The sequence below is a fragment of the Variovorax sp. 3319 genome (assembly GCF_031456585.1).
In the GTDB taxonomy this organism is placed as follows: domain Bacteria; phylum Pseudomonadota; class Gammaproteobacteria; order Burkholderiales; family Burkholderiaceae_C; genus Variovorax; species Variovorax paradoxus_P.
The window spans coordinates 72,526-85,984 of record NZ_JAVDUZ010000009.1 but is presented as its reverse complement, the minus strand read 5'-3'; the positions used below and the strand labels follow the sequence as shown (position 1 = coordinate 85,984).

The window sequence follows — 13,459 nt, the reverse complement described above, 5'->3', positions numbered from 1 at the left end:
CTCCCGTGCCCGCCGCTTCAGAACTTGCCGAGCACGTTCAGGAACCATCCCTTGCTGCGATAGCTCATGTCGGTCAGGTTGTCGGAGTAGTCGGTAAAGTTGTAGCCCACGCCCACCTTGAGGTTCTCATTGACGTGGTAGTAGGCGGCCGTGACCCAGCCGTTCTTGCGGTCCTTCAGCTCCTTGGCGCGCAGCGAGCGCCACTCGACCATCCAGTCCCAGTTGCGCACCAGCTTCCAGTCGACGCGCAGCACCGCCAGTTCGGCCGAACTCTTGAACCAGGGCGACGAGTTGTCGCGGCTCGCGCGCAGTTCGCCGCGGCGCCATGCGTACTTGCCGCCGATGGTCCAGCGCTCGTTGATGTCGTAGGTGGCGTCGATCGCGAACACATGGCTGCGCTGCTGGTAGTCGATGCCGGTGGTCGACACGGTGCCCAGGTTCGAGTCGAGCCCGCCCGCCGACACCACTTGCCCGGGCGACGAAAGGTCGTACAGGTAGGTGTACTTGAAGAGCAGGTTGAGCCGGTCGTCCAGCGCCGGGCGCAGTGCGTAGCCGAGCATTGCCTCGGTGTACTTGGCCGCGGCCAGCGCACCGGTGCTGCTGTCGCTGTCGGCCCAGTTGAACTTGCCGACCCAGCGTGCGTCGTCGTTCACCTTCCATGAGAACGAGTTCTTCACGAGCCAGCTGGTGCGCGCTTCTGCCGTGGTGCGGTCCTTGCGGTACTCCAGGCCGCCGCTGTACTTGAGGCGCTCGCTCGAGTAGCCGGCGGTAAGCGCCACCGCTTCGCGGCGCGTGGCGCCCAGCGTCTCGGCGCCGACCCAGCCGTTCTCGAAATTGACGCCAAGGGTCCAGTTGGCGTCGGGCGCGTATTGCACGCCGTAGGCATGCGTGAGGCCCGGCTGCGTGCCGGTGGCATGGCGATGCTCGGTAAACATGGTGAGCCCGTCGGCCACGCGCGAACGCACGCCGGTCACCAGGCTGCCGCCCCGGCCGATGAGGTTCTCGTCGGTGCGACCGGTGTCGGCCACGTAGGTCATGTAGAGGTTGGAACGGTCGTCGAACTGGTAGTCGACACCGGCCTTGCCCGCCAGGCCGCCGTCACCGGTCGAGAGCTCGCCGCGCAGTGCGAGCTTGTCACTGACGCGGTAGCGCCCGCCAAAGCCCAGCCGGTCGTTGTCCAGCCGAGTGCCGGTGCGCCGCAGCGTTTTCTGCGCAAAGCCATAGAGGCTCCAGCGGTCGTTGCCGGTGTATTCCAACTGCACGGCGGCATCGGCGCGCTCGCCCGAAACCGCCTGCGTGCTCGGCAGCGAGGGGCTGGTGATGAGCGAGTCGCCGGTCTTGTCGTCGTAGCGCATGCCGAGGCCCAGCTTCCAGTCGGACGACAGGCGCAGGCCGTATTGCGCGTCGAGCACGCTGCTGTTGTAGCCGTCGCGCTCGTCGCGGCGGTCGGCCTTCAGGCGCAGTTCGCCGCCCTCGCCCTTCTCGCCGAAGGGCACTGCGGCCGACACGCCCACCTGGCGCGTTGCATTGCTGGCGTATTGGCCCGGTGCCGAGAAGCCCGCGTCGCGCGACTGCGCATAAGCGCTGATGCGGCCACCGCCCTTCATTTCGAAGTCGGCCAGGTCGGCCTGCCCTTCGAGGCGCCATGCGTTTGCATTACCGGTGGGGCCGTTGCCCAAGGTGTTGCCCAGGGCGCCGTTGCGCCCGCTGAAGCTGAAGCCGCCGTCGAGCGAGTCGAGCTGGGCGGTACCCGGGCCCTTGCTGCGCGCGAACTCGCCCTTCAGGTAGGTGGTCTCGGTCTTGCGCAGCGTAATGTCTGCGCCCGCCAGCCGCTGGTCGGCGCCGATCTGGTCCTGCCGCGACGCGGTCACGCCAACGCCCACATGGTCGTTGGCCCACCACGAGACGCGTCCGCCAATGGCGAGCGTGTCGAGCGAGCTTGCGATCGGCGTGTATTCGTAGTCGACCACCAGGAATGTCGGCATGCCGGTAAGGCCGCCGGCACGCACCAGCGAGCCGTCGTCCGACAGGCTGGGCAGCGGTGCGGAGAGCAGCACGCGGCCTTGCAGGTAGTCGATCTCGTAGTCGGAGCTGGGCACGAGCTGCGTGCGCTTGAGCACAAAGCCGGAGTCGCGGTCGCGAATTTCGATGTTCACACGCTCGGCGCCGCGCGTGATGTCCTGGTTGCGCAGGTAGTACAGCGAGCCGCCGGTGCCGCGGAATTCTTCGCGCGCCGCCAGCGTGCCCGGCTCGGCCGCAAAGGTGTCGACCTTCAGGCGCGCCTCGCCGAACGAAGTCGACTCGTCGCCAAGGTACCGGCCATGAAAACCATAGAGGCCGCGGCTCACGCGGGTGAGTTCGGTGTCGCCGAAGTTGAGCTTGAAGTTGCCCCACATGGCCTGCGAGCGTCCGTCGTCCACCCGCAGGTAGAAGCGGCCCTGCGTGGGCGCGTCCTCGATGGTGGTGGAGTCGTCGCCGAAAGTGGTCCACGAATCTTCGGGGTCGAAGCGGCGGAAGAGCGAGGTCGGGTCCTTGCGGTCGAGATTGCGAAACAGGTCCTTGAGCGGGCGCTCCTCGGTATCGACGCTGGCCGTAAGCGTCCAGCGGTCGTTGAGCTGGCCCTTGGCATAGCCCGCGATGCGGCCTTCGCTCCAGCCGCCACCGCCGTAGCGGTTCTTGTCGTTGGTCATGATCGCGGCCGGGCCGCTCACGCTGTTGCTGCCCACAGTCAAGTCGGCCTGGCCCACGAAGAACCAGTCACTCGCGGGCAAGTCGAAGTCGCGGCGGTACGAGCGCGTGGCGCCTTGCGCATCGGTGACCGCAATTTCGCCGGTCTGCACACGGCGCGGCACGAGTTGCTGAAACACGAAGCGGCCGTTGTCGTCCACCGGCACTGCAAAACCGAGCGCGCGCACTTTCTCGCCGGGGCGAATGGCAGCGCCGCTGGCGGTAACGGTGCCGGCCGCCAGCGGAATGTTGGCAATGGCAATGTTGTTCTGGCCGTAGGCGCGAAGCAGTTCGCGGGCCGGATCGGGCGTTGTCGTTTCGGGCGCGTGGCGCTCGGCCACGGTGAGCGAGAGATCGTCGGTCTCGTCGAAGCGGCCTTGCCGGTCGTACACGCGCAGGCGGTAGTAGAGCTTGCCGCCCGCACCGTCACCAAGGCGGTCGAGCAGGCCCGCGGGCACCTGCCATTCACCGCGCATTTCGGTATTGAGCGGCAGCGTGGCGAGCAGGCGGCGCTGCATCACGTCGTTGGCCGTAAAGATGCGCAGCTCGGCCTTGGCGGTAAACAGCAGGTAGTTGCTGTAGCCCGCAAAGCGCACGGTGTCGCCGGCCACCACGGTGGTGGGCCAGGCCGATGCACTCAGGCGGCGCGGCTGCGAAAGGTTGTCGTACTGCAGGCGCAGCTGGTTGCGCTCGAGCTGCACGTCGACGCAGCGCTGGCGGTCGGCGCTGGTGGCGCCCTCGCCGCCTGGCATGGCGACGCCCTTGCCGTCGAGCAACTGGCCGTCCACGCTCAGGCGCAGAGGCGCATCGTCGGTGCCGATGGCGGTGAAGGTGCGGCACACGCCAGGGTCTGCCTGCGCCACGACCGGAGCGGCGGCGGCAACAGCCACTGCGTCGGTCCAGTACACGCGCACTTCCACGCGCCGGTTGGCGGGCCAGTTGACGGGGTCGGATGCGGGCGCGGCAGCGGGCTCGTCAGGGCCGCGCGAGCTTGCCGCCGCCGCCGATTCGGGCAGGCCGAGGCGCTGCGTGAGATAGCGCGCCACTTGCTGCGCGCGCGCCAGGCCCAGGGCATGGTTGTCGGCAAAGCGCTCGCGCGACTTGGCGCTCAGCGGTTGCACGTCGGTATGGCCGACGATCTCGAAGCGCAGCTTGTCGCGACCCTTCACCAGGCCGGCGATGCGGTCGAGCTGCGCGCGGTCCGCCGCAGCCAGCAGATCGGAGCCCGACGCGAATTGCGGCGTCTCGGCTTCGCTGCGCTCCTGCGCGGCAGCAGCAGCGAGTGCGGGCCCGGCAGCCGGGGCTACCGCCGGCTCGCGTGCATCGCCCAGCACGAAGGTGGCCTTGGGCAGTTCGCGCTCGCCGCTGCGCGGCAGGTGGCGTGCGCCGTCGATATCGACCGCGCGTGGGTCGGCCGCGGCATGGTCGAGCATGCGGCCGCGCACGGCGGTTTCCTGTGCCGCGGCAAGACCCATGGTCATGCAGGCTGCGGTGACAGCGCCCGCCAGGGCGATACGCTTCGGAAGCTTTCTCATATCGGCTCGCTTGAACGGGTTCTTCGGTGTCAGGTGGCTTTTCATGGCGTTCACTCGTTCTCGCGTCATGGCTTCACCGCGGGCGTGGCGGCGGGCACCAGCTCGACTTCGATGTCCAGGTTGAAAAGCGGCGGCTCCTTGCGGCTCTCGCGTTGTTCGCCCAGTTGCTTCCAGCGCGAGAGCACGGCGGCCTTGACCGCATCGGTGCGCTCGCGGCCGAGCGCTTCGGCTTCGCCGGGCGCGGCCTTGTAGGCCAGGCGCAGTACCGAGGCCTTCTCTGCCAGCACGTTCACCGTGCGGTCGAGCTCGGGCACGAAGCCGGCGCGCAGTGCGGCGCTGCCGTCTTCGAATGCGGCGCCCTGCAGGGCGAGCCGCACGACGCGGTGCACCGTGGCGCCGAAGTTCACCTTCAGCACCTTGCCGCGCGTGGCGCGCTCGGCGGCCGGGTTCTCGCTGGTCGTGCGGTAACCCGAAGGCAGCGTACGGTCGTCCAGCTTGAGCACCAGGTTGCTGCCAGTGCCTTCCTTCGGAATGGCAGCGCAGGCAATGTGGTAGCGGCCTTCGGCGTCGGTGGTTACCAGCACGCCGTTCACGGTGGCGATGCGCACGTTCGCAAGGCCGGGCTCGCCTTCGTCCTGGTAGCCGTTGGCGTTCTTGTCGTCGTAGACCTTGCCGATCACGTCGGTGCAGTCGAAGAGCGCATCGGGCACCACACGCACGGTGGCAGTGGCCAGGTTCGACAGCACGCGGCCGCCCACGCCCTGCGTGGCGATGACCTGGTTGACGAACTCACCCTCGCCCACGCCGACACCCACGCCCGCAACCATCAGGTATTCCTTGGTCTCGTTGGGCGCGAAGTTCTGGCCGGGCACCACGACCTGGCGGCCGTTGATCTGCGGCACCACCGGCAGCGCGACGCCGCCCGGCATAGTGCGCACGGTGAGCGAGCCCTGCACGTAGCGGAAGCCCGGCGGCAGCGTGTCGACCACAGCCACACCCGGCACGGGGTTGCCGCGGGTGTTGCGCGCCGTGATGCGGTACGGCAGCAGTTCGCCCTTCTTCACCGTCAGCTTCGAGCTGGTCTTGCGCAGCTCGATGAGCGTGGCGTCGGACGGGTCGAGCGGAATGTTGTTGGCCACCACATGCTGGCCGCCGCCGCCCGGCATCTGGAACACCAGGTAGTAGCCGGCACCGGGTACAAGGCCCGCGCCCGGGCTCACCACGCAGGGGTTGCTCTGCGCAGGTGCGGGCCCGTTTGCCGGAGCGGAACACGACTGCGTGCCCAGCCCGCCCGCCGCCGGCGGATAGATGGACGACGGCAGGTAGCTGCCCGGCGGCGTGACAGCCAGGCGGTACTCGCCCGCCGGTGCGCCCGGCAGCACGAAGAAGTCGTAGTAGCCGCCGGGGCCGGTGGTGTAGGTGTCGCGGCCGTCGAGCAGGTGCTGCGCCGGATCGAAGCCCGGCGGGCCCACCAGTCGCACCACGGCGCCGGGCACTGGCGTGCCGCTCACGCTGTCGTACACCACGCCACCCGGGTCGTAGGGCAGGTCTTGCCGCTGCACGTTGGCACCGGCGTTCACACGCACCTTGATGGAGAAGCGCGGATCGCTTGCGGCGGGCGTGGGGTACGGGCCGCCGGCGCCGTTCTGCGCCGCATCGGTGGGCCACACGCCGCCAACGGTACGGCCGTCGGGCGAGCGGAAGCGCACGCGGTATTCACCCGGCGTAAGGTCGCCGAAGCGGTAGCTGCCGTCCGCAGCCGTGGTCACGGTGTAGAGCACGGTGGCGGCGGTTTCGGAGCAGGCGTTGCTGCCGTCGGCACAGCGCATCAGCTCCACGGTCCAGCCTTCGCCCTGGCCCTCGCCGCTCTCGCGGCTGCGGTTGTGGTTCTGGTCGAACCACACGGTGCCGGTCAGCGACGCAGGCAGGTTGTTGTGCTCGTTGAAGTCGTAGCCGGTGCCGTTGGCCGCCAGCGTGGTGAAGTTGACGCGGATCTGGTTGGTGCCCTGCACCGAACCGCCGAGCGTTCCGGGAATGGCAATGCCTTCGTCGTAGCCGCTGGGCTGCGTCTCGGTGACGGTGTAGCCGCCGGTGCCGGGCAACGGCAGGCCCGCGAGCTCGTAGCGGCCGTCGAGGCCGGTAACGGCGGTGCGCGTCACGGGGTTGCCCGCAGCATCGGTGCCGGTGAGCGTGACGGTCACGCCCGCAATCGGAAGGTCTTGCGGTTCGCGGGTTCCGTTGCGGTTGGCGTCGTTGTAGACAGTGCCAGCAATGGATGCGCCGCGCTCGCCGAAGTTGTAGTCGTCGCCGTTGCCGCCGCGGTACATGATGCCGGAGAGCACGTCGTTGCCGGGCTTGCCGACAGCCGTGCCGTCGAGCGAGCCGACCGAGTCGAGGCCGTCGGCAAACGTCACGGGTTGCGTTTCGCGCAATGTGTAGCCGGTGGGGTCCGCCGGCAGCAGGCCGGTGAACACATAACGGCCATTCGCATCGGTGACCACGGTGGCGTTCACCGCCAGCCCGCTGGCCGAGCGGCCGGTGAGCGTGACGCTGACGCCGGGAATGCCCGGCTCGCCCGCCTGGCGGATGCCGTCGTTGTTGGTGTCCACATACACCCAGCCCGCGATCTGTCCGCCGCGCTCGCCGAAGTTGTAGTCGATGCCCGCTTCTTCCGATGCGAGCACGAGCGCGCCGAAGCGGTCGTTCACGCTGCCGGGGTTCAACGTGCCGCGCGGCGTGCCGCCCACGGTACCGAGCGACTCGGGGCCGTCGGCAACGCCGTCGGGTTGCGTCTCGTCGATCTGGTAGGTGCCGGGCAGCAGCTTGTCGACCAGGTAGCGGCCGTCTGCGCCGGCCTGCACCGTCTGCGTGACTGCGTTGCCGAGGAAGTCGGTGCCTGTCACTCGCACCGTGGTGCCCGCAATGCCAGGCTCGGCGGTGTCGCGGGTGCCGTTAGAAGGAGCGACGTCGGCATACACGTAGCCGGACACGCTGGCCGGGCGGACCGCGGAGAAGTTGTTGGCGGCCGAACCTGCACCCGCTGCGGCGAGCACAATGTTCTGGATGACGTTCGCGTTCGATCCATTCGGACCGTTCAACACGCCGCTGCCGCTGGTGGGGACCGAACCCGGCGTGCTGCCGGCGCCGCTGACGTTGCCGGCGCGCGTGATGCCTGGCTCGTAGCCCGCGGGGCGGGTTTCGGTAACCGTGTAGCTGCCGGGCGCGAGGTTGGCAAAGTTGTAGTCGCCGCTCGCATCGGTGGTGGTCGTGCGCGTCACGGAATTGCCGTTGACGTCGGTGCCAGTGAGCGTGATCGTCACGCCCGCAATGCCGGGCTCGGTGGCCGGTGCGCCTTGCGCGCCGCTGCCGTCGCGGTCGTAGTACACGCGACCCGAGATGCCGGCGGGCAGCAGCTCGCCGAAGTAGTAGTCGCCCTGCGTGAGCGGCGGGTTGGTGCCTGCCACGGTCACGCCGGTGATCACGTTGCCGCCGGCCTGGGCCGTGCCCGGATGACCGTTGGCATTGGCCTTGCCAGGTGCGTAGTTGGCCGGCTGAGTCTCGGTGATGGTGTAGCCGCCGGGTGCCGATGGCGGCACGTTGCGGAACTCGTAGCTGCCGTCCGGGCCCGAGGGCACGGCGACGATGTTGACCGGGTTGCCCGCCGCGTCGGTGCCGGTGAGGCGCACTTCGACGGTGGGAATGCCCGTGTCGCCGGCTTGCGGCAGGCCGTCGTTGTTGCCGTCGACAAACACGCGCACCGGAATGCGGGTGAGCAGTTCACCGAAGTCGTAACCGGTGCCGTTCACGTTCGAGCGCAATGCAATAGCGCTCACCACGTCGTTACCGGCGGTACCGCCAGCCGTGCCGGCCGCATCGCTGCCGTCCGCAAAGGCGGCGGGCTGCGTCTCGGTGACGGTGTAGCTGCCGGGCGTGAGATTGTTGAATGCGTAGTTGCCGGTGCCGCTGGCCGTGGTTGCCGTGGTGGACACGGCATTGCCGAACATGTCGGTGCCGGTGAGCGTGACTGTCACGCCCGCAATGCCGGGGTCGCCTGCGCTTGCGGCGTTGTTGTAGTCGGCGTCGCGGTACACGCGGCCTGCAAGGCTTGCGGGGCGCACTTCGCCAAAGTTGTTGGCCGTCGACGTGCCGCCCGCGCCGAGCACGATGGTGTCGATGCGGTTGGCGTTCGAGCCGTTGGGCCCATTCGAAGTGCCTGCCGGCACGGTGCCGGCCGTGCTGCCCACGCCGGTTACGCCGCCCGCGCGGGTAATGCCTGGCTGATAGGCAGCGGGCTGGTCTTCTGCCACGCTGTAGGTGCCCGCGGGCACGGTGAAGCCCCAGTTGCCGTTGCCGTCGGTGGTGGTGGTCTGCGAAACCGGGTTGCCCAGGCTGTCGGTGCCGGTCAGGCGCATCGTGACACCGGCAATGCCGGGTTCGCCGCTGCCGATCTGGCCGTCGCCGTCGAGGTCCTCATACACGCGGCCGCTCAGCGCGCTGCTCTGCACGGTGATGCTGCCTTGGTTGAAGTTGTTGCCCGCATCCGGATCGGCACCGCCGTTGGTGTCGCCCGAGCCGGTGGTGACCAGGTGCGCGCGGTTGATGAACTGCGTGCCGTTGGCGGGCGTAGTGCCCGTGGTGGTGCGCACCGGAATGCGCACCGTCGCCGTGCCGTTCGTCGGCATCGAAGTGATGGCGCAGCTCACGCTGGTGCCGCCCGCACTGCCCGTGCAGGTGGGAGCCGCGGGCGTGAAGGTGCCGCCGGTTACGGTGAACACGGGCGTGCCCGTCAGCGCCAGGCCGGTAGGCAGCGTATCGGTAAAGCTCGTGGTCTCGGCGCTGTCGGGGCCGTTGTTGCGCAGCTGCACGAGCCAGTCGAAGCTCTGGCCGATGGCCACGGTGGCTAGCGGCGTTGCAGTTCCGGTGGAGACGGCCGTCTTGGAGAGCACCTCCACGTCGGCCTTGAAGCGGAACGTGGTGTTCTCGGCCACCGTGTTGTTGGCCGGATTGGTGTCGAAGGCGTTGCGCGCGGCGTCGAAGAAGTCGACCGCGGCGCGGTTCTGGAAGGTGCCGCGCGAGGCACCGCGCAGCACCACCTGGAACTGCAGCGTGCGAGGTTCACCGGTCGACTCGGGCCCGGTGCCGCCCAGCACGGGAATCGAGAACTCGATCTGCCCGCCCGCCGAACCGACGGCAGGGGTGGTGATGGTGACGCCGCTGCCCGCCGGCGCGCTGGCCGACATGAAGGTGGGTGCGGGTTCGCCGCCCGGGCCGGCACCCGGCAGCGTGTCGATCAGGCGAACGCCCTCGGCTGTCGAGCCGCTGTTGTTCGATACGGTGATGGTGTAGGTGACGTTGTCGCCCACGTTCACCGGATCGACGTCGTCGTTCTTGGTCACCACAAGGTCGTACGTCGGCGAGATCACGCTGACGGCAGCCGATGCCTGGTTGTTGGTGGTAATGGTCTCCGGCGTGGAAGTGGCAATGACAACGTTGTTGGTAATGCTCGTGCCATTGATCGCGTAGAGCGGACGCACGCGAACCGTGACGGTCTGCTGCTGGTTGCGGGTGAGCGAATCCCAGCGGCAAACGAGCTGGTTGTTGCCGGCGCCGGTAGCCTGCGTGGTGCTGGGCAGCGTCGTGCAGCTGCCGCCGCCCGAAGGAGCGGCGCTCATGAACATCAGGCCGGAAGGCAAGGTGTCGGTAACCTGCACGCCCCAGGCACGGCTGAAGCTGTCTTCCTGCACCGATCGGTTGCGCGCCGTGAGCGTGTAGGTAAGAAGCTGCCCGACCGGCACGGGGCCCGGGCTTGCCGCCTTGGTCACGATGACATCGGCCAGCGCATTGAAGTAGGCCGTAGCCGTGCCACTGTTGGTGGGGCCGGCGTCGTTGAATTCCGGGTCGGCCGGCGTGGCCGCAATGGCGCTCGCCTTGTTGACAAGGTCGAACGTGTTCTCGGCGGCCGAGGCGCTGTCGCCGTAATGGCGTGCCTGGACGCGGATCACCGGGCACAGCGGCGTTGCCGTTACCGGGTCGGTGCTGGCGCGGCAGACCGGCAACTGCGCGATGTTGCAGTTGGTGAGCGATGTGCCGCCTGCGCCGCCAGCGGGGGCGGGCACGGCGCAGGTGCCGCCAAAGGTGGCGCCATTGGCGGTCTGCGAAACGGTGGGCGCGTCGAGCACCTGCGAGAAGGCGTCGCTCACGGCTACGTTCTGCGCCACCGATGGGCCCAGGTTGAGCACCTCGATCTCCCAGGTCACGGCCTGGCCGGCGGTCTGGCGATTGCCGGCGCTGTTGCCGATGCCCACCACGCGCTTGAGCACCCGCACGTCGGCGTAGTTGGCGCTGTCGTCCACGCCGGTGCCCAGGCTCACGCAGTCGTTGCCGGTGTTGGCGTCGGGGTCTGCGCCCAGGGTCGGTGCGCTCGCGGGCAGTGCCACGTTCACGCACATGCTGTTGACAATGGGTGCATTGCCCGCCGGCACCGCGGGAATGGTGACGTTCACGGTCACGAACCCGGCATTGCGCGCGGTGGCCCCGTTCGAGATATCCACGGCAATGTCGGAAGCGAGCGTGCGCGTGCAGTTCACAGTGGCGGGCCCATCGACCGGGGCCGCGACGGTGCCACCGCCCTTGGTGATCGTGCAGGTGTAGCCGTTCGGCGTCACGCTGTTGATGCGCACGCCGGCCGGCAGGTCGTCGACCAGGTTGACGGTGCTGCCCGCAAGCAGGCGCGTGCCGCCGAGGTTGGTGGCGCCGACCTGGTAGTCGAAGGCCTGGCCGATCGGCACGTTGTTCTGGGGCCAGCCGCGGCGCTTGTCGGCGCGGAAGTCGGTGTCCGAATTCGCCACGTCGGCAGGCACGCTGCCCGTGGCCGAGGTTGCCACCGGGCCGGTGGCATTCACGGTTGCCTCATTGACCACACCCGTGCCCGCCGTCATGGCGGTGACCGCAACGACGATGTTGCCGAGCGACTGGTTGGCACCGCCGGCGCCGCCGATATTGGCGCGCGTGCAGCTCACGGTCTGCCCCGCGAAAGAGCAGGTCCACCCGGCGTCAGGTGTCAAGGAGTCGATGCGGAAGTTGGCCGGCAACGTGTCGGTGAGTGTCACGCCCGTTGGCGCGCTGCCGCTGAAGCGCGGCGTCAGCGTGAAGTTGAAGCGCTGGCCCACGAGCAGCTGGCCGCCGTTGTGGGTCTTGGTCATCGAGAGCACCGTGCCCGCCGTCACCGTGGTGTTGGCGGTTGCGTTGTTGTTCTCGGACACGCCGTCGCCGATTGCACCCGCCGGTGCAATTGCCGGCTGGTGCGTGATGGTGGAGCCCGCGGCTGCGGTGACCACGCCGCTCACGGTGAAGGTGCGCGTGCCGTTGAGCGCAAGAACACCGGCGTTGCAAGTCAGCTGGCTGCCGCTGATGGAGCAGCCCGATGGCAGGCCGCTGCTCGAGACCGAGAGGCCGGTGGGAATGTTGTAGGTGAGCGTCGTGCCCGAGCTCGAGTCGGGCCCGTTGTTGGTGAGCGTGAACGCGATCGGCACGGTGGCGCCGCTGGAGGCCGTTGCGGGCGCCGTGATGGCCACGGCCACGTCGGCGCCCTGGTTCACGGTGATGGTCTTGGTTTCGCTGGCACCGCCGCCGGCAGGCGTGGCCCTGACGCTCAGCGTTCCCTGCGAGATGGTGCGCAGCATCAGCTTGAAGTCGCGGGTCTGGTTGGCCGCGAGCGTGATGCCAGAGCAGGTGACCAGGCCCGGCCCGGCCTCGCCCACGTTGACAGTCGAGCTGCAGCTGCCCACCGGCACGGCGCTCGTGCCCATGTAGATGCTGTTGCCCGGAATCTCGTAGGTGAACGAGGTGCCCGGCGCCCCGATCGGCAGGCTGTCGGTTTCGGCGATGGTCACCGTGCTGGTGACCGTGCCGCCCGCCGGAAGAATGTCGGGCGTGTGCACCAGGCTGGAAACCTGCGGAATCGCATGGGCGGCCGAGGCCAGCAGCAAAGTCGCAACCGGAACGGCGACAAGCGCGGCCAGCCGCGGCATGCGCCTTTGCAATGCCTGCCGCGCAAGGTGGAAGAAATCGCTCGGCGCTTTCGCGTCCGACAAGATCGTTGGGGTGTTGGGCATCCCGTCCCTCGTAATTGCTCTGATGGCCCCGGCACCGTGCGTTGGGCGCCGCGGAATGCGGCGCAGGTGTCCAGGAAAGAGGGCGATTCTTCGAGGGGGGCGCTTGGCAGGCTTTTGCTGCGCCGGACGAAATGTTTTAAAAAACTGACATTTGTTTACGATTGCAAGGGAACGTGAATTCCGTCACATACGTTTTCATAGGCCTCGCCCTACGCTAAACGAATGTCTTACTGGTCCTCCGTTCCCGCCCGGCGCGCGCACATCCTCCTGGTCGACGACAACATCGACGAACTGCAGCTTTTGCTGGCAGCTTTAAGGGGCGAGGGGCACCGTATCAGCATGGCTTTCGACGCCATGCAGGGTTACAGGCGGGCGACCGCGCTGCAGCCGGACCTGATCCTGCTGGACGTACGCATGGGCGGCGCGGACGGCTTTGCCACGTGCCGACTGCTGAAGGCGGACCCCTCCACAGCGCATATCCCGGTGATCTTCGTGACCTCGTCCGCCTCGGTGGAAGAAAGGCTCATGGGCCTGCACGAAGGCGCGGTCGACTACATCCTCAAGCCGTACGAACCGGCCGAAGTGCTGGCCCGCGTCTCCGTGCACCTGGTGCTGGCCAGCAGCAAGCACCCGCGGGCAGACATAGCCGCCGCCGAGGCGCAGCCCGATATCGAAAGGGAGGCCGGGCCCGATCGGGTGATTGCCCTGGCGGCCCAGCGGCTCGTGATGTCGGACCTGGCGAACGTGCCGCCCCTGCCGGAGCTGGCCGAACGGGTCGGCACGCATGAAAAGCGCTTGTCGCGCGTGTTTCGCGAACTGACGGGCCGCACGGTGTTCGAGTTTGTGCGTGAAGCCCGGCTGTCCGAAGCGCGGCGCTTGCTGGCGGAATCTGCGCTCAGCGTGGAAGACGTGGCCCTGGCCGTCGGGTTTTCGAGCGCGGCCAATTTTTCGACCGCGTTTCGCGAGCGCTTCCAGGAAACGCCGAGCGGGTTTCGCAGCACGCTCGGTGGCAAGGCGGCTTCGTTGCCCCGCCCGTCACGTTCGACTGTGCCTCTACCCATGCCGGTCTCCGGGGCTTGAGGC

Annotated in this window: 3 protein-coding genes; 1 reads left to right on the top strand and 2 read right to left on the bottom strand. The window is 68.3% G+C overall.

Annotated elements, in window-relative coordinates; translation table 11 throughout:
* Nucleotides 1–17 precede the first annotated feature (17 nt).
* Together J2X67_RS18590 and J2X67_RS18585 are read right to left on the bottom strand one after the other, a co-directional pair.
* Nucleotides 18–4,262, bottom strand: a complete 4,245-nt coding sequence (locus J2X67_RS18590; protein WP_309955150.1) for an OmpA family protein — start codon at nucleotides 4,260–4,262, stop codon at nucleotides 18–20.
* 65 nt (nucleotides 4,263–4,327) lie between these two features.
* Nucleotides 4,328–12,376 carry an SdrD B-like domain-containing protein gene (locus J2X67_RS18585; protein ID WP_309955148.1) on the bottom strand — a complete coding sequence of 2,683 codons (8,049 nt, stop codon included), beginning with the start codon at nucleotides 12,374–12,376 and terminating at the stop codon, nucleotides 4,328–4,330.
* Nucleotides 12,377–12,598: 222 nt separating this feature from the next.
* Here J2X67_RS18585 and J2X67_RS18580 point away from each other — a divergent pair, with 222 nt between their 5' ends.
* Nucleotides 12,599–13,456 carry a helix-turn-helix domain-containing protein gene (locus tag J2X67_RS18580; protein WP_309955146.1) on the top strand — a complete coding sequence of 286 codons (858 nt, stop codon included), beginning with the start codon at nucleotides 12,599–12,601 and terminating at the stop codon, nucleotides 13,454–13,456.
* Nucleotides 13,457–13,459: the final 3 nt, after the last annotated feature.